At 61.1% G+C, this 16,052-nt stretch carries 14 protein-coding genes; 10 read left to right on the top strand and 4 right to left on the bottom strand.

The annotated features are described in order from the left end of the window. Window position 1 precedes the first annotated feature (1 nt). From ACA073_RS04725 to ACA073_RS04690, 8 genes are all read left to right on the top strand, one after another. On the top strand, window positions 2–1,123 hold the full coding sequence (locus ACA073_RS04725) for a mannuronate-specific alginate lyase (RefSeq protein ID WP_497401990.1): 1,122 nt from the start codon (window positions 2–4) through the stop codon (window positions 1,121–1,123). Window positions 1,124–1,314: 191 nt separating this feature from the next. Then, window positions 1,315–2,880, top strand: coding sequence for an MBOAT family O-acyltransferase (locus ACA073_RS04720; RefSeq protein ID WP_497401988.1), 1,566 nt, complete (start codon window positions 1,315–1,317; stop codon window positions 2,878–2,880). Window positions 2,881–2,891: 11 nt separating this feature from the next. Further along, window positions 2,892–4,067 (top strand): alginate O-acetyltransferase, encoded by a 1,176-nt coding sequence (locus ACA073_RS04715; protein ID WP_497401987.1) that lies wholly within the window; start codon window positions 2,892–2,894, stop codon window positions 4,065–4,067. A gap of 14 nt (window positions 4,068–4,081) precedes the next feature. Next, window positions 4,082–4,738: an alginate O-acetyltransferase AlgF gene (locus ACA073_RS04710; protein WP_497401986.1), complete on the top strand. Its 657-nt coding sequence runs from the start codon at window positions 4,082–4,084 to the stop codon at window positions 4,736–4,738. A gap of 213 nt (window positions 4,739–4,951) precedes the next feature. Beyond that, a complete protein-coding gene (locus ACA073_RS04705) occupies window positions 4,952–6,403 on the top strand; it encodes a mannose-1-phosphate guanylyltransferase/mannose-6-phosphate isomerase (RefSeq protein ID WP_497401985.1) in 1,452 nt (483 codons plus the stop codon). A gap of 286 nt (window positions 6,404–6,689) precedes the next feature. Further along, window positions 6,690–7,154, top strand: coding sequence for a multidrug transporter (locus tag ACA073_RS04700; RefSeq protein WP_497401983.1), 465 nt, complete (start codon window positions 6,690–6,692; stop codon window positions 7,152–7,154). Window positions 7,155–7,187: 33 nt separating this feature from the next. Further along, entirely contained in the window at window positions 7,188–8,012 is an 825-nt protein-coding gene (locus ACA073_RS04695; protein WP_497401982.1) for an SDR family oxidoreductase, read from the top strand. Window positions 8,013–8,147: 135 nt separating this feature from the next. Next, a complete protein-coding gene (locus tag ACA073_RS04690) occupies window positions 8,148–8,546 on the top strand; it encodes a DUF4440 domain-containing protein (RefSeq protein WP_497401981.1) in 399 nt (132 codons plus the stop codon). Window positions 8,547–8,666: 120 nt separating this feature from the next. Here the strand turns inward: ACA073_RS04690 and ACA073_RS04685 are convergent, their stop codons facing one another. The 4 genes from ACA073_RS04685 to ACA073_RS04670 form a co-directional block, all read right to left on the bottom strand. After that, window positions 8,667–9,515, bottom strand: a complete 849-nt coding sequence (locus ACA073_RS04685) for an efflux RND transporter periplasmic adaptor subunit (protein WP_497401979.1) — start codon at window positions 9,513–9,515, stop codon at window positions 8,667–8,669. Between the two features lie 25 nt (window positions 9,516–9,540). Continuing rightward, a complete protein-coding gene (locus ACA073_RS04680; protein WP_497401978.1) occupies window positions 9,541–9,741 on the bottom strand; it encodes a DUF1656 domain-containing protein in 201 nt (66 codons plus the stop codon). Beyond that, complete coding sequence (locus ACA073_RS04675; RefSeq protein ID WP_497401977.1) at window positions 9,731–11,923, bottom strand: FUSC family protein; 2,193 nt, start codon at window positions 11,921–11,923, stop codon at window positions 9,731–9,733. The genes ACA073_RS04680 and ACA073_RS04675 overlap by 11 nt, the downstream gene beginning before the upstream one ends. Before the next feature lie 154 nt (window positions 11,924–12,077). After that, a complete protein-coding gene (locus ACA073_RS04670) occupies window positions 12,078–13,589 on the bottom strand; it encodes an efflux transporter outer membrane subunit (protein WP_497401976.1) in 1,512 nt (503 codons plus the stop codon). Between the two features lie 271 nt (window positions 13,590–13,860). On the opposite strand from ACA073_RS04670, the gene ACA073_RS04665 reads away from it, so the two are divergent. Continuing rightward, window positions 13,861–14,829 (top strand): LysR family transcriptional regulator, encoded by a 969-nt coding sequence (locus ACA073_RS04665; RefSeq protein WP_497401974.1) that lies wholly within the window; start codon window positions 13,861–13,863, stop codon window positions 14,827–14,829. 172 nt (window positions 14,830–15,001) lie between these two features. Continuing rightward, window positions 15,002–15,976, top strand: coding sequence for a 2-hydroxyacid dehydrogenase (locus ACA073_RS04660; RefSeq protein WP_497401972.1), 975 nt, complete (start codon window positions 15,002–15,004; stop codon window positions 15,974–15,976). Window positions 15,977–16,052 lie beyond the last annotated feature (76 nt).

Raw genomic sequence — 16,052 nt, 5'->3', positions numbered from 1 at the left:
TATGCAAACCCGAACTTTGAAAAAGTTACTCGCGCCCTCCCTGCTGACGCTGGCGATGTTCGCCGGCGCCACCCAGGCCGCCGCGCCACTGCGCCCGCCACAGGGTTACTTTGCGCCGATCGAAAAAGTCAAAACCGGCGACAAGAGCGACGGCTGTGACGCGATGCCGACGCCGTACACTGGCTCGCTGCAATTTCGCAGCAAGTACGAAGGCTCGGACAAGGCCCGTTCGACGTTGAACGAGCAGTCGGAAAAGGCCTTCCGCGACAGCACCGCCGACATCACCAAGATTGAGCGCGGCACCAGCAAGCGCGTGATGCAGTTCATGCGTGACGGTCGTCCGGAACAGCTCGAATGCACGCTGAACTGGTTGACTGCCTGGGCCAAGGCCGATGCGTTGATGTCCAAGGACTTCAACCACACCGGCAAGTCCATGCGCAAATGGGCGTTGGGCAGCATGGCGTCGTCGTACATTCGCCTGAAGTTTTCCGACTCGCATCCGTTGGCGAACCATCAGCAAGAGTCGCAGTTGATCGAGGCCTGGTTCAGCAAGATGGCCGATCAGGTGGTCAGCGACTGGGACAACCTGCCGCTGGAACAAACCAACAACCACTCGTACTGGGCAGCGTGGTCGGTGATGGCAACGTCCGTCGCCACCAATCGCCGCGACCTGTTCGACTGGGCCGTGAAGGAATACAAGGTCGGCGCCAATCAGGTCGACGCCCAGGGTTTCCTGCCGAACGAACTGAAGCGCCAGCAACGCGCCCTCGCCTACCACAACTACGCCCTGCCGCCGCTGGCGATGATCGCCAGTTTCGCTCAGGTCAACGGTGTGGACTTGCGTCAGGAAAACAACGGCGCGCTGAAACGCCTGGGTGATCGAGTGCTGGCCGGGGTTGAAGACCCGGACGAATTCGAGAAGAAGAACGGCAAGGAACAGGACATGACCGACCTCAAGGTCGACTCGAAATTCGCTTGGCTCGAACCGTTCTGCACGCTCTACACCTGCTCGCCGGATGTGCTTGAGAAAAAGCACGAGATGCAGCCGTTCAAGACCTTCCGCCTCGGGGGTGACCTGACCAAGGTCTACGACCCGGCCAACGAGAAAGGCAAAGGTTCCTAGAACAAACGTAGTTCCCTGTGGGAGCGGGCTTGCTCGCGAATGCGGTCTGACATTCACCAATGATGTCGACTGAAACACCGCTTTCGCGAGCAAGCCCGCTCCCACACTGAAGATGTGTTGCCTCCCAAATTTCACGGGGGGTTTGGGGGGGCTGCGGCCCTTGACTGTTGGTTAAACATGGAGAGACCGGGATGGTATTTTCATCCAACGTGTTCCTGTTTTTGTTCCTGCCGATCTTTCTCGGCATGTACTACTTGAGCGGAATACGCTATCGCAACCTGCTGCTGCTGATCGCCAGCTATGTGTTCTATGCCTGGTGGCGCGTGGACTTCCTCGCGCTGTTCGCCGCCGTTACGCTGTGGAACTACTGGATCGGCCTCAAAGTCGGTGCCGCAGGCGTCAGGACCAAACCGGCCCAGCGCTGGCTGCTGCTCGGCGTGGCTGTCGACCTGTGCATTCTCGGCTACTTCAAGTACGCCAACTTCGGCGTGGACAGCATCAACGCGATGATGACCTCGGTCGGTCTGTCGCCGTTCATCCTGACCCACGTGCTGTTGCCGATCGGGATCTCGTTCTACATCTTCGAGTCCATCAGCTACATCATCGACGTCTACCGTGGTGACACCCCGGCGACCCGCAACCTGATCGACTTTGCGGCGTTCGTGGCGATCTTCCCGCACTTGATTGCCGGCCCGGTGTTGCGTTTCCGCGACCTCGCCGACCAGTTCAACAACCGCACCCACACCCTCGACAAGTTCTCCGAAGGTGCCACGCGGTTCATGCAGGGCTTCATCAAGAAGGTCTTCATCGCCGACACCCTCGCGGTGGTCGCCGACCATTGCTTCGCCTTGCAGAACCCGACCACGGGCGATGCCTGGCTCGGTGCCCTGGCGTACACCGCGCAGTTGTATTTCGACTTCTCCGGTTACAGCGACATGGCCATCGGCCTGGGCCTGATGATGGGTTTCCGCTTCATGGAAAACTTCAAGCAGCCGTACATCAGCCAGTCGATCACCGAGTTCTGGCGTCGCTGGCACATCAGCCTGTCCACCTGGCTGCGTGACTACCTGTACATCACGCTGGGCGGTAACCGCAAAGGCACGTTGATGACCTATCGCAACCTGTTCCTGACCATGCTGCTCGGTGGTTTGTGGCACGGCGCGAACATCACTTACATCGTGTGGGGCGCGTGGCACGGCATGTGGTTGGCGATTGAAAAAGCCTTGGGCCTGAACACCTCGCCACGCAGCATCAACCCGATCCGCTGGGCGCTGACGTTCCTGCTGGTGGTGATGGGCTGGGTGATTTTCCGCGCGGAAAACCTACACGTCGCCGGCCGTATGTACGGCGCGATGTTCAGCTTTGGCGAATGGTCGCTGTCGGAACTCAACGAGGCCAGCCTCACCGGTCTGCAAGTGGCGACTCTGGTGGTGGCTTACATGACCCTGGCGTTCTTCGGCATCCGTGATTTCTACAGCAACTTGCCACCGGAAAAGACCAAGCCTGCCGTCAACGTCGAGGCCGATGGCCCTGCCGCTGCGACACCGGGAATGATCAAAGCCGTACCGGGCGAGAACCCGGCCAGCATCCACGAACCGGGTTACACCGTCGGCGTTGAAGCCACCGTGCAACCGGCTTACTGGACGGCAGACTGGTCCCGTTACGTGATGCGCACGCTGGTACTGGTGCTGTTCATCGCTTCGATTTTCAAACTCTCGGCGCAAAGCTTCTCGCCGTTCCTTTACTTCCAGTTCTGAGGGATCTGACCATGACCCGCTCATTACGCATCTTCTACATCGCCCTGTTCCTGGTGACCCTGCTGGTCCTGGGCCTGTGGTCGACGCGCAGTTTCCTCGGCTTCAGCACCAACGCCGACGCGACGGTGCTCAACGGCCGCTGGACCAAGGCTGTCGAAACGCACTACGACGACGAGTTCCCGATCAAGCGCCTGGGCACCAACCTCTGGGCCGCGCTGGATTTCAAACTGTTCAACGAAGGTCGTCCGGGCGTCGTGCTCGGTCGCGACCAGTGGTTGTACAGCGATGAGGAATTCAACCCGATCGTCAACGAAGAGCTGAACCTGCAAGGCAACTACGCGCTGGTTGAAGGCGTGCGCCAGGAACTGAAAGAGAAAGGCGTGAAACTGGTGATGGCGATCGTGCCGGCCAAGACTCGCCTGTACCCGGAACACCTGGGCGACGTGAAGCCTTCGAGTATTCACACCAACCTCTATGAAGACTTCCACGCCCGTGTGGCGGCCAACAAGATCCTCGCGCCCGACCTGCTCGTCCCGCTGCAAAAGGGCAAGCTGAACGGTCAGCAAGTGTTCCTGCGCACCGACACCCACTGGACCCCGGAAGGCGCGCAAATCGCCGCCGAGACCCTGGCCAAAACCATCGCCGAAAAAACCCCGCTCAGCGGCGAGCCACAGCGCTTCGTCACCGAGCCGGCAGAGAAAGTGACCCACAAGGGTGACCTGCGCCTGTTCCTGCCGCTCGATCCGCTGTTCGAAAACCTGATGCCAGCGACCGAGCCGTTGCAGAAGCGCAACACCGTGGTAGCCGACGATCAGGCTGGCGGTGATGACGCGCTGTTCGCCAACACTGAAGTGCCGGTGGCCCTGATCGGCACCAGCTACAGCGCCAACCCTAACTGGAACTTCGTCGGTGCGCTGAAACAAGCGCTGCAAAGCGACGTGGTCAATTACGCCGAAGACGGCCACGGCCCGATTCTGCCGATGCTCAGCTACCTGAAAAGCGACGCTTTCAAGAACAGCCCGCCACAGGTGCTGATCTGGGAGTTTCCTGAACGTTATCTGCCTGTGAACAACGAAATAGGCGACGCCGACCCGCAGTGGGTCGCAGCGCTCAAAGAAGCCGGTGCTCGCCAACAAAACGTAGCCGCAAACACTAAATCCGAGACGCCCGACCGGGCGCAAAACTGAAAGAGAGGTACACCATGACTTTCACTACTACTCCTCGCCGTCTCGCCAAGACCTTTGCTTTGGCCGCGACCTTCAGCGTCCTTTCCATGAACGCTTTCGCCGCTGGCGATTCCGCGCTCTACGGTCCGACCGCACCGAAAGGTTCGAGCTTCGTACGGGTCTACAACGCCGGTAACGCTGAAGTCAGCGCCACCGTCGGCAGCACCAACCTGGCCGAAGTCGCGCCGCTGTCCAGCACTGACTTCAGCTTCATGCCGGGCGGCGACTACAGCGCCAAAGTCGGCAGCCAGACCCTGCCGGTGAAACTGGCCGGTGACCACTATTACACCCTGGTCAACAACGCCAGCGGCGCGCCGCAACTGATCGAAGAGCCGCCATTCAAGAACAAGCAGAAATCCCTGGTTCGCGTACAGAACCTGAGCGACAAGGCCCTGACCCTGAAAACCGCCGACGGCAAGACCGAAGTGGTCCCGTCCGTGGCCGCCAAGGGCCGTGGCGAGCGTGAAATCAACCCGGTCAAAGTCAGCCTGGCCTTGTATGACGGCGCCACCAAAGTCGGCGACGTGAAGCCGGTTGCCCTGGAACGCGGTGAAGCGGCGGTGCTGTACGTCACCGGTAACGGCAGCAGCCTGTCGCCAGTCTGGGTAAAACGCCCGGTTTCGACGCGCTAATCAATTTTCCTGATTGACCCCGTCCCCTGTGGGAGCGGGCTTGCTCGCGAAAGCGGTCTGACATCCGCCAATGATGTCGACTGATACACCGCGTTCGCGAGCAAGCCCGCTCCCACCCTGGACCGAGGTGTCAGTTGGGACACGGAATAAGAACAAGAGTGAAACGACAGAACGCAGTAGCTCTGACCCATTCGATTTTCAAGGAGTAACAACATGATTCCGGTGATCTTGTCAGGTGGTAGCGGCTCACGTCTTTGGCCGCTTTCGCGTAAGCAGTTCCCTAAACAGTTCCTCGCCCTGACCGGCGAACACACGCTGTTCCAGCAAACCCTGGAACGCCTGGTGTTCGACGGCATGGACAGCCCGATCGTGGTCTGCAACAAAGACCACCGGTTCATCGTCAACGAGCAACTGGCCAGCCGTAAACTGGAAACCCAGCGCATCCTGATGGAACCGTTCGGCCGCAACACTGCGCCGGCCGTGGCCCTGACCGCGATGATGCTGATCAATGAAGGTCGCGACGAGTTGATGCTGGTGCTGCCGGCCGATCACGTACTGGAAGACCAGAAAGCCCTGCAACGCGCCCTGGCCCTGGCCACCGTTGCCGCCGAAAACGGCGAAATGGTGCTGTTCGGCGTGCCGGCCACCAAACCGGAAACCGGCTACGGCTACATCAAATCGACCAACGACTCGCTGCTGCCTGAAGGCGTCAGCCGTGTCTCGCACTTCGTCGAAAAACCGGACGTGAAACGCGCCACCGAATTCGTCCAGTCCGGCGGTTACTTCTGGAACAGCGGCATGTTCCTGTTCCGCGCCAGCCGCTTCCTCGAAGAGCTGAAAAAGCACGATCCGGACATCTACGACACCTGCCTGCTGACCCTTGAACGCAGCGCACAGGACGCCGACACCGTCACCATCGACGAAGCCACCTTCGCCTGCTGCCCGGACAATTCCATCGACTATTCCGTCATGGAAAAAACCCAGCGCGCCTGCGTCGTACCGCTGACTGCTGGCTGGAGCGATGTCGGTTGCTGGGCGTCGCTGTGGGAAGTGAATGACAAAGACGTCAACGGTAACGTCACCAAAGGCGACGTGGTCATTCAGGACAGCAAAAACTGCATGATCCACGGCAACGGCAAACTGGTGTCGGTAATCGGCCTGGAAAACATCGTGGTTGTCGAAACCAAGGACGCCATGATGATCGCCCACAAGGACTCGGTCCAAGGCGTGAAACAGATGGTCAACACCCTCAACGAACAGGGCCGCAGCGAAACCCAGAACCACTGCGAAGTCTATCGTCCGTGGGGCTCGTACGACTCGGTGGACATGGGCGGCCGTTTCCAGGTCAAGCACATCTCGGTGAAACCGGGCGCGTGCCTGTCGCTGCAAATGCACCACCACCGCGCCGAACACTGGATCGTGGTCAGCGGCACCGCCGAAGTGACCTGCGACGAAAACGTGTTCCTGCTGTGTGAAAACCAGTCGACCTATATTCCGATCGCTTCGGTTCACCGTTTGCGTAACCCGGGCAAGATTCCACTCGAGATCATCGAAGTGCAATCGGGCAGCTACCTGGGTGAGGACGATATCGAGCGGTTTGAAGATATCTATGGTCGGACTACGCCGATCGAGCGTGGCGTGTCGGTGAAAACCATCGCGCAGTAAGCGTTCAGTAAAACGAAAAGCCCCCGTCCGAGCCGCTGCGTTCCCTATCCGCAGCGGGTTGGGCGGGGGCTTTTTTTTGTCTGAGTGTTTTGTGTTGCCTCGACTGGCCTCTTCGCGAGCAAGCCCGCTCCCACATTTGACCGAGATGTCATATGGGATCGCGGTCAACTGTGGGAGCGGGCTTGCTCGCGAAGAGGCCATCATATCCACCACAACCATCAAGCCCATCGCCAATCACACCTGCGCTTAGGTAGGATGCTCGCATCCCCTCCCGAGGTTTCGCGTCATGTTCATCGGCGTCCTGCTGGTCATCACCTGGCTGATCCTGCTGCTGCGTTACCCGTCCAAGGCGCTGCCCGTCTCGGTCGCCGCCGCCATTGGCTTGGGCCTGGTGGCCACTTGGGTGATCTGGATGGACAACCGCGAGGTCAAGCAACTGGCGCGTCTTGAGTTGCGCATCACCTATGCGCCGGAGCACTGCCCGGCGGATCGCCCGTTGCAACTGACAATGAACAACGGCAACGATGTGCCGCTGACCGAATTGCGTTGGCGCATCGCCGCGTACGCACCGGGCGATACGGTCAATCTGGCCGACAATCAATACACCGCGCCGCGTTATCGCGGCCCCGGCGAATTGCAGGCCGGGGCGAATTGGGAAGATTGCTTGCCCATGCCGCCGCTGCGTCCCGGTTATCGCCCGCAAACTCTGGAGTTTCGCGCCGAGCGATTACAGGGTAGTTTCTCTGACTAATCACTGTTCTCTCATCTGCACAAGGAACGCGCCATGCCCATTGCATTGATTACCGGTTGTTCCAGCGGCATTGGCCGCGCCCTGGCCGACACCTTCAAAGCGGCCGGTTACGAAGTCTGGGCCAGCGCCCGCAAGGCTGAAGACTTGGCGGTTCTGACGGTGGCCGGTTTCCACGCCGTGCAACTGGACGTCAACGATGGCGCGGCGCTCGAACAGTTGAGCGAGCAGATCAATCAACAGCATGGCGGTCTCGACGTGCTGATCAACAACGCCGGTTACGGCGCGATGGGGCCGTTGCTCGACGGCGGTGTGCCAGCCTTGCAGCGGCAGTTCGAGACCAATGTGTTTGCCATTGTCGGCGTGACGCGTGCGCTGTTTCCGGTGCTGCGCCGGGCCAAAGGGCTGGTGGTGAATATCGGCAGTGTGTCCGGGGTGTTGGTCACACCGTTTGCCGGCGCGTATTGCGCGTCGAAAGCGGCAGTACACGCCTTGAGCGATGCGTTGCGCATGGAACTGGCGCCGTTCGGTGTGCGGGTCATGGAAGTTCAGCCGGGTGCCATCGACACCAGTTTTGCCAAGAATGCCGGGGCTGAGGCCGAGCAATTGATCAGCGAACAGTCACCGTGGTTTCCGTTGCGTGAAGGTATTCGGGCACGGGCCAACGCATCCCAGGGCAATCCGACCCCGGCCAGTGAATTGGCCGCCAGTTTGCTCAAGGCTGTGCAGCAGAACAAACCGCCGCGACTGATTCGTTTGGGCAACGGCAGCCGGGCGATGCCGTTGTTGGCCGGGTTGGTGCCCAAGGGGTTGCTGGAGTCGGGGTTGAAGAGGCGGTTCGGGTTGCGCGGGCAGCTCTGAGACCGAGTTGACGCCTTCGCGAGCAAGTCGAATCGTCGCACCGCCGCTCCCACAGGTTGCGCGGCGCTCTCTGTGGGAGCGGGCTTGCTCGCGAAGACGTCAGTCCAGGCGCCGCAGAATTTCAGGAATAGAAACATGACCGACTACACCGACTACTTCGACGAAGTGATCCAGGCCCACATCGCCATCGAGCAATGGCTGGCCGAAGAACGGGACGCCACCGAACTTGAACACCTGCTGGCACGTTTTTCGCCGCAGTTTTCCATGGTCTCGCCGTTGGGCCGGGTGCTGGATTTTGCGGCGTTGAGCGAGTTGTTCATGCTGGCGGGCGGCAAGAAACTCGGGTTCCGGATTGAGCTTGGCGAGTTGCGTGGCCTCGCGCTACATGACGGCGGTGCAACCGTGAGTTACCGCGAGCAACAAACCGATGCCACCGGCCTGCACTCGGATCGGCGCTCGACCGTGGTGTTCGAGAAACAGGCAGATGGCAAGGTGATTTGGCGGCATTTGCATGAGACTTTCTGCAAGGCGTGAGACCGAGTCGCGTCCTTCGCGAGCAAGCCCGCTCCCACATTTGATCGCATTTCTCCAGGAAGAACTCGGTCAACTGTGGGAGCGGGCTTGCTCGCGAATGCAGGCGACTCGGTCCAACAGTCAGTTAACCACTACCGTGCACGTAATCCCCGCCGCCAACAGCACCCCCTCCGGCACTTCATCAATGTGAATCCGCACCGGCACGCGCTGTGCCAGGCGCACCCAGTTGAAGGTCGGGTTCACATCGGCGATCAATTCACGACTTTCCGGATTGTCACGGTCGTATATCCCGCGAGAAATACTCTCCACGTGCCCCTTCAATACCTCGCCACTCATCAGTTGCATGTCGGCCTTGTCACCGACCCGCACGTGCGGCAGCTTGGTTTCTTCGAAGAAGCCATAGACCCAGAACGAGTTCATGTCGACCACGGCCATTTTCGCTTCGCCGATACGCGCGTAGTCGCCGCGATGAACGTTGAGGTTGGTCACGTAACCGTCAACCGCCGCGCGGACTTCCGTGCGTTTGAGGTTCAGTTCGGCCGCTTCCAGTTGCGCTTGCGCATGCTGGTAATCGGCGAGGGCCGAGTCCGCGATATTGCTCGCGTCGTCGCGGTTTTCCCTGGAGATCACCAGCGCATCCATGTCGGCGCGGCGATGGGCGTTGCCCTTGCGCATCTCCCACGTCGACTTGCGTGAAGCCACCAGCGACTGAGCCTGTTTGACCGCGATGCGGTAGTGCTCGGGGTCGATGCGCATCAGCAAATCGCCCTTCTTCACCAACTGGTTATCGCGCACCGGCACGTCCACCACTTCCCCGGTGACGTCGGCGGCGACGTTGATGATGTCGGCGCGCACCCGGCCGTCGCGGGTCCATGGCGTGTCCATGTAATGCACCCACAGGGTTCGGCCGATCCATAGCGCGAGGGCCAGCACCAGCAGGGTGGCGAGCAGGCTGAAAAGCTTTTTCATCAGGGCCTTCTTCAGTGATAGAGAGTCAGTGGTAGAGAGTCAGCGCCAGGGCGCCGAACAGACAGGTGAACAGACTCAGGCGCAGCAGCGCCGGGTGCCAGAAGAAGCGGTACAGGTCGAACCCGGACAGAAACCGGTCCAGCGCCCAGGCCAGTGCCGCGGCGATGAAAAACATCAGCGTCATGGTCGGCATGTACACGCCGTGGAAGGCGATTTCACGAGGCATGGGCAAGTCCTTGAGGCGGAGTGTTCACGTAAGCGGCGAGCGGTGATTGCGGGTCGAGCAACGAGGTGCGGATGAAGTGCAGGTAGCTCTTCACCCGACGCAATGCCGAGGTGTCGAAATGCGGGGCGAAGGGTTCGTCGGTGGCTTGCACGCGGCTGATCGCATGGTCCACCGCGACCAGCCCGCGCTCCAGGTTGCTCTGGCTCGGTTGCAGAAACAGCCGCACCAGCGAACGGCCCATCACGCGGATTGCCTGGCGCCATGGCTGCGATTCGGCGTACGCCGGGTGCACCGGAAGAATCGCCTGCTCCTTGCGCAACTCGATGATCGCGTGGCCGACTTCCAGCACCACGAACATCCAGCGCAGCAAGTCCCGTTGCACCTGGGGTTGGCCGGCCGCGAGACCGTAAGCCTGATGCAGCAGGTCCCGTGTGCGACTTTCGAAACTCGAGGCCAATCCTTTGAGTTTGCCGCTGATGGCGTACACGACCTGCCCGCGCAGATCCTGCTCCAGCCGACGCCACAACCAGCGACTGTTGGGCGGCAGGATGATCGCCCCCGCCGCCGCGCACACCAGCATGCCGAGCACCATGGCGATGTAGTCATTGATGAAGGTGTAGGGGTTGTACAGGGTGAGGTTGTCCGGCACCGAACCGGTGCTGAAAAAGATCAGCAGGCCGAGGCCAATGCCGGCGTATTGCGGTCGCGATGTCAGGAACGAACCGAGCACGATCACCGGCGCGAGCATCACGCACAGCAAAGGGAAACCGTCGATCCACGGGAAGATGAAAAACATCTCGACGAAGCCGATCAGCGCGCCGAGAAACGTCCCGCAGGCCATCTGAAACGCCATGCGCTTCGGGTTCGGGGTCGCCGCTGAAAGTCCTACCGTCGCAGCGGCAATCAACGTCATCGTCGCCCCGCTCGGCCACGCCGTTGCCACCCAATAACTGCCCAACACCACCAGAATAAACGCCGCGCGAATACCTGAAGCGGCGGACGCCATCCAGTTGGTTTGCGGGGTAAACGGCTCGTCCCATTGCTCCCGTTCATGACGGTGATCGGCCAGCGACGCGTGGGTCTGTGCGTAACCGTGCAGGTCGTCGACGAAGCGATAGAGCAGTTCGTACGCGGTGTGGAAATCGAGCTGTTCCGCGTCGCTCGGATTGCTCTCCTGAAAGGTCGCCCGCAGGCTGCGAACCTTTGCCGGCAGCCCGTCCTTGTAGGCGCTCAACGCGGTCACCAGGCGAGCAGCGTCAGGGCTGGTCAACGCGCGGCCACTGAAGCCGTCGAGCACTTCCGCGAGGTCCTGCAAGCCCGGCTTGATTGCCGCGACCACGTGATCGGCGCCGCTGCTGCGCAAGCGCTCAAGCAACTGGTGCAAGGCGTTGAAGCGCGTGGTGATGCCCATGAATTCGCTGTTCAGACGACTGAGCCGACCGTTGCGCCGACGCATGTGCGGGTCTTCGAACACGGTGACGCTGCGCAGCCCTTCCAGGCCGACCGCCTCGGCGATGAAGCGCACATTGCTCGCTTCGAACGTGTCCTGTTTGCTGCGACCGCGCAAGCCATCGGTGACGAACAACGCGAATACGCCAAAGCGCTGATACAAGGCGTTGCGCATCGCCGCGCTGGCGGTTTGCGGCAGGATCGCGGCACTGACCACAGTGGCGCAGAGAATCCCCAGGGAGATTTCCAGCACGCGCCAGACCGCCGCCATGAAGGCGCCGTCCGGATGCGCCAAAGCGGGTAGCCCGACCATCGCCGCCGTATAGCCGGCCAGTACAAAACCATACGCACGGAAGTTGCGATAACGCGCTGCACCTGCCGAACAGATGCCGACCCAGATCGCCAGCGAACCGAGGAACAGTTCGGTGTTTTGCGCGAACAAGGCAATCAGCGCGACCATCACCGCCGACCCGGTCAACGTGCCGAGAAAACGGTAGAAACTCTTGGCGAACACCTGGCCACTTTGCGGCTGCATGACGATGAACACGGTGATCATCGCCGTGCGCGGTTGCGGCAATTCCAGACGCATCGCCAGCCACAGGGTCAGGAACGCGGCGAACAACACCTTGAAAATGTAGACCCAGGTCACGCCGTCGCTGCGTGCCCAGTCAAAGAAACCCCGGCGCCATTCAAGGGAATACAGCCAGCGCAGAGGTGCGGGCGAGGGAGTCATCAGATCGTGCTCAATGAAATCAAGGCCGGGTGCGGTACCTGTGGGAGCGGGCTTGCTCGCGAAAGCGGTGTGTCAGTCAGCATTGATGTCGCCTGACAAACCGCATTCGCGAGCAAGTCGGATCGCCGCACCGCCGCTCCCACAGGTTTGGTGTTCAATTCGAGAGGCTCTCAAGCAGGGCCGGGATTTTCGGTGCAGCTGTCCGGCCGTCTTCCGGCACATCGTTGCCCGCGCCAAGTCCACCACCGAGCGCCGTCACCAGTTCGGCGTGAGCACTGAGGCGGGCGGCCTGAACCTGCTGCTGGACTTGCTGCTGCTTGAACAGCAGGGTCTGGGCGTTGAGCACGTTGAGGTAATCGGTGAGCCCGCGCTGATAGGCGATCATCGCGATGTCGTAGGTTTTCTGCGCGGTGGCGACGGACTCGACGGCGAAGGTTTGCTGCTTGTCCATGGACTCGCGGCGGATCAACTGGTCGGAGATGTTCTTCAGCGCATTGACCAGCGTCTGGTTGTACTTCGCCACGGCAATGTCATAACCGGCCGATGCTTCCCCCAACCCGGAGCGCAAACGGCCGCCGTCGAAAATCGGCAGCGAGATCGCCGGGCCGACGCTGTAATTGAGTTTCTTGCCGGTCAAAAACTCCAGCACCCCGCCGCCAGTGGCCATGTAGCCGAGGCTGCCGACCAGATCGACATTGGGGTAGAAACCGGCGTGAGCCACATCAATGCCCCGCGCCTGAGCCGCCACTTGCCAGCGACTGGCGACCACGTCCGGGCGCTGGCCGAGCAACTGCGCCGGTAGCGACGACGGCAATTTCAGCGCCGTGCCCAATGCCAGCGTCGGCCGCTGCAACTGCGCGCCGTCGCCCGGACCTTTACCGGCGAGCGCCGCGAGTTGATTGCGGCTCAGGGCGATTTCCTCGTCCAGCGCATCGAGCTGGCGGTGGGTTTCCGGCAGCGGCGTTTCGGCCTGGCTGACTTCGAAATGGGTGCCGATGCCGCCGTTGAGTCGCTTCTGTGCGAGGTCGAGTATTTGCTGTTGCTGTTTCAGGGTCGCGGCGACGATGTCCCGTTGCGCGTAATGCAGCGAGAGTTCGATGTAAGCGCGCACGATGTTGTTCTGCAATTCGAGCTGGGCCAGGCGCGCTTCGGCAGCGCTCATGTGCGCCATGTCGACGGCGCGCTCGGTGGCATTGCTTTCGCGGCCCCAGAGGTCGAGGGCGTAGCTGAAGCCCAGCGCGGCGTTGTTGTCCCAGGTCGTCGAGTTGGCCAGTTCACCCGGCCCGTAGAACTGATCGGTGGGCCAGTTGTGGCGCTTGAGGGTGGATTCGCCGTTGATCTGCAGCGACTCGGCGGACTCGGCAATGCCGGCCATGGATCTGGCCTGACGCACCCGCGCGGCCGCCATGGCCATGGTCGGGCTGCCTTGCAGCGCAAGGTCGATCCAGCGGTTCAGTTGCGGGTCGCCGTAGGCTTGCCACCATTGCGCGGTGGGCCAGTGAGCGTCCTGCGCGGCGCTCTGAATGGCTTCGTCGGTGGCCAGTGCATTGGCCTCCAGCGCCTTGCCCTGCGGGGCAATACCTGCGGTTCCGATGCAGCCGCTGATTGCCAGGGTTAAAGCCAAAACACTGAGCGTCTGAAGCGCTCTGCTGATGCGACGCGGCACTGCTGAAAATTCCTGAGGAGGGGGAAATCTGTAGGAGCGAGGCTTGCCCGCGAAGACGGCCTGTCAGCCACCATTGAAGTCGCCTGACAGGCCGTCTTCGCGGGCAAGCCTCGCTCCTACAAGGGACTGCGTAATTCTAGAGGTGGGGTTAGATCGCGATAAGCCGGGATTCCTGTGAATCTTTGTTACCGTTAACGCGATAATCCCTTGGTCGGGGTCTCAGACTCTGAAACTTCGTGTCACAATTTGCCATCGCACCCGAGAGCACCCCATGGACACTTTGCAAAACATGCGCGCCTTCAGTTACGTGGCCGAGGCCGGCAGCTTCACCGCCGCCGCCGTGCAACTCGACACCACGACGGCCAACGTCTCGCGCGCGGTTTCCAACCTGGAAGCCCACCTGCAAACCCGCCTGCTCAACCGCACCACGCGTCGCATCGCCCTGACCGAGGCCGGCAAGCGCTACCTGTTGCGCTGCGAGCAGATCCTGGCCTACGTCGAAGAAGCCGAGGCCGAAGCCAGTGACGCCCACGCGCGCCCGGCCGGACAGCTCAAGGTGCACACCATGACCGGCATCGGTCAGCACTTCGTGATCGACGCCATTGCCCGCTATCGCAAGACTCACCCCGACGTGACCTTCGACCTGACCATGGCCAACCGCGTGCCGGACCTGCTCGACGAGGGCTACGACGTGTCGATCGTCCTCGCCAGCGAATTGCCGGATTCGGGTTTTGTGTCCCAGCGTCTGGGCATCACCTACAGCATCGTCTGCGCCTCGCCGGCGTATGTGAAAGCCAACGGCTGCGCGCACAAGCCCAGCGATTTGCTGAACCATGCATGCCTGCGCCTGGTGAGCCCGGTGATTCCACTGGAAAAGTGGACTTTCGACGGGCCTGAAGGCCAGGAAATGGTCACCATTAATAGCTCGCCGTTTCTGGTGAACTCCGCCGACGCGATGAAGACCGCGATCACCAGCGGCATGGGCGTCGGCGTGCTGCCGGTGTATGCGGCGATTGAAGGGTTGCGTAACGGCTCGCTGGTGCGGGTGATGCCGAACTACCGGTCGCAGGAACTGAACCTGTACGCGATCTACCCGTCGCGGCAGTACCTGGATGCGAAGATCAAGACCTGGGTCGAGTATTTGCGCGGATCGTTGCCGGAGATTCTGGCGGCGCATCAGGCGGAACTGGCGGCGTATGAGTTGAGCGGGAGTCTGGCTGGGGCTCGACTGGCGAATTGAGCCCTGTTTATTGTAGGAGCGAGCTTGCTCGCGATGGTCGTGAACGATAACGCGGCAAGCCTGACACCCAACGGCGATCTCGGGTTTTTCGCGAGCAAGCTCGCTCCTACACAAGGTCCGGGAAGAATGTTAGCGTGCTTGGCATTCTCCACGCCCGACGAGCCCTCCTCCCATGAAAAAGACCGTCCTCGCCTTCAGTCGCATCACGCCTGAAATGATCGAACGCCTCAAGCAGGACTTCGACGTCATCGTGCCCAACCCGAAAAACGGCGACATCAACGCCCAATTCAACGAAGCCCTGCCCCACGCCCATGGCCTGATCGGCGTGGGTCGCAAGCTCGGCCGGGCGCAACTTGAGAACGCGAGCAAACTGGAAGTGGTGTCCAGCGTGTCGGTCGGCTATGACAACTACGACGTCGCCTATTTCAACGAACGCGGGATCATGCTGACCAACACACCGGATGTCCTCACCGAAAGCACCGCCGACCTGGCCTTCGCCCTGCTGATGAGCAGCGCCCGCCGCGTTGCCGAGCTGGACGCCTGGACCAAGGCCGGCCAATGGCAAGCGACCGTTGGCGCCCCGCTGTTCGGCACTGATGTCTACGGCAAAACCCTGGGCATCGTCGGCATGGGCAACATTGGCGCGGCCATCGCCCGTCGTGGTCGGCTCGGCTTCAACATGCCGGTTATCTACAGTGGCAACAGCCGCAAAACCGCGCTGGAACAAGAGCTCGGTGCGCAGTTCCGCAGCCTGGATGAGCTGTTGGCCGAGGCCGATTTCGTCTGCCTGGTGGTGCCGCTCAGTGAAAAGACCAAACACCTGATCAGCCACCGCGAACTGGCGCTGATGAAGCCGAGCGCGATTCTGATCAACATCGCCCGCGGCCCGGTGGTGGACGAACCGGCACTGATCGAGGCGCTGCAAAACAACCGGATCCGTGGCGCCGGGCTGGATGTCTACGAGAAAGAACCGCTGGCCGAATCGCCGCTGTACCAACTGAAAAACGCAGTGACCTTGCCGCACATCGGCTCGGCAACCCACGAAACCCGTGAAGCGATGGCCAACCGAGCCTTGGCTAACCTGCGTAGTGCCTTGCTCGGTGAGCGACCGCAGGATCTGGTGAACCCGCAAGTCTGGAAAGGCTGATTTCCCCTGTAGGAGCGAGCTTGCTCGCGATGGACGTTCACGAAAACGCGTAATTTCTGGATTAACGCGTCGCCCT

The sequence above is a fragment of the Pseudomonas sp. LBUM1670 genome (genome assembly GCF_059695695.1).
Note: the sequence above shows the minus strand (reverse complement) of the source record. Positions and strands in the feature narration are given on the sequence as shown.

Coding starts and splice junctions, on each gene's coding strand:
- ACA073_RS04725 (WP_497401990.1), top strand. CDS start 2: ATGCAAACCCGAACTTTGAAAAAGTTACTCGCGCCCTCCCTGCTGACG.
- ACA073_RS04720 (WP_497401988.1), top strand. CDS start 1,315: ATGGTATTTTCATCCAACGTGTTCCTGTTTTTGTTCCTGCCGATCTTT.
- ACA073_RS04715 (WP_497401987.1), top strand. CDS start 2,892: ATGACCCGCTCATTACGCATCTTCTACATCGCCCTGTTCCTGGTGACC.
- ACA073_RS04710 (WP_497401986.1), top strand. CDS start 4,082: ATGACTTTCACTACTACTCCTCGCCGTCTCGCCAAGACCTTTGCTTTG.
- ACA073_RS04705 (WP_497401985.1), top strand. CDS start 4,952: ATGATTCCGGTGATCTTGTCAGGTGGTAGCGGCTCACGTCTTTGGCCG.
- ACA073_RS04700 (WP_497401983.1), top strand. CDS start 6,690: ATGTTCATCGGCGTCCTGCTGGTCATCACCTGGCTGATCCTGCTGCTG.
- ACA073_RS04695 (WP_497401982.1), top strand. CDS start 7,188: ATGCCCATTGCATTGATTACCGGTTGTTCCAGCGGCATTGGCCGCGCC.
- ACA073_RS04690 (WP_497401981.1), top strand. CDS start 8,148: ATGACCGACTACACCGACTACTTCGACGAAGTGATCCAGGCCCACATC.
- ACA073_RS04685 (WP_497401979.1), bottom strand. CDS start 9,515: ATGAAAAAGCTTTTCAGCCTGCTCGCCACCCTGCTGGTGCTGGCCCTC.
- ACA073_RS04680 (WP_497401978.1), bottom strand. CDS start 9,741: ATGCCTCGTGAAATCGCCTTCCACGGCGTGTACATGCCGACCATGACG.
- ACA073_RS04675 (WP_497401977.1), bottom strand. CDS start 11,923: ATGACTCCCTCGCCCGCACCTCTGCGCTGGCTGTATTCCCTTGAATGG.
- ACA073_RS04665 (WP_497401974.1), top strand. CDS start 13,861: ATGGACACTTTGCAAAACATGCGCGCCTTCAGTTACGTGGCCGAGGCC.
- ACA073_RS04660 (WP_497401972.1), top strand. CDS start 15,002: ATGAAAAAGACCGTCCTCGCCTTCAGTCGCATCACGCCTGAAATGATC.